At 50.2% G+C, this 440-nt stretch carries 4 tRNA genes; all 4 read right to left on the reverse strand.

The annotated features are described in order from the left end of the window. Positions 1 to 47: 47 nt before the first annotated feature. Positions 48 to 124: transfer RNA gene (locus IC174_RS20755), tRNA-His, on the reverse strand. 8 nt (positions 125 to 132) lie between these two features. Then, a tRNA-Pro gene (locus IC174_RS20760) sits at positions 133 to 209 on the reverse strand. Positions 210 to 228: 19 nt separating this feature from the next. Next, a tRNA-Ile gene (locus IC174_RS20765) sits at positions 229 to 305 on the reverse strand. A 14-nt stretch (positions 306 to 319) separates the two neighbouring features. Next, positions 320 to 393 (reverse strand) — tRNA-Met (locus tag IC174_RS20770). Positions 394 to 440: the final 47 nt, after the last annotated feature.

Below are 440 nucleotides of genomic sequence, written 5' to 3' on the forward strand. Positions count from 1 at the left end.
ATTAAAAGTCAGGTGCTCTACCGACTGAGCTAATAGACCATATTAGTTGGGGTGGATAATGAGAGTCGAACTCACGACCTCCAGAGCCACAATCTGGCGCTCTAACCAACTGAGCTATACCCACCATTATATTGGTCGAGGTGAAGGGACTCGAACCCCCGGCCCCATGGTCCCAAACCATGTGCGCTACCAAACTGCGCTACACCTCGAAATTTTATTAATTTAATGTGGTGGGCCATCAGGGACTCGAACCCCAGACCTACCGGTTATGAGCCGGGCGCTCTAACCAACTGAGCTAATGGCCCACATTAAATTTTAGTAGCGGTAATAGGAGTCGAACCTATGACCTTTCGGGTATGAACCGAACGCTCTAGCCAACTAAGCTATACCGCCATATTCTTGGTGCCCAGAGGCGGAATCGAACCACCGACACGGGGATT

Origin of the sequence: Clostridioides sp. ES-S-0001-03, from assembly GCF_020676075.1 — a bacterium.
Classification (GTDB): domain Bacteria; phylum Bacillota; class Clostridia; order Peptostreptococcales; family Peptostreptococcaceae; genus Clostridioides.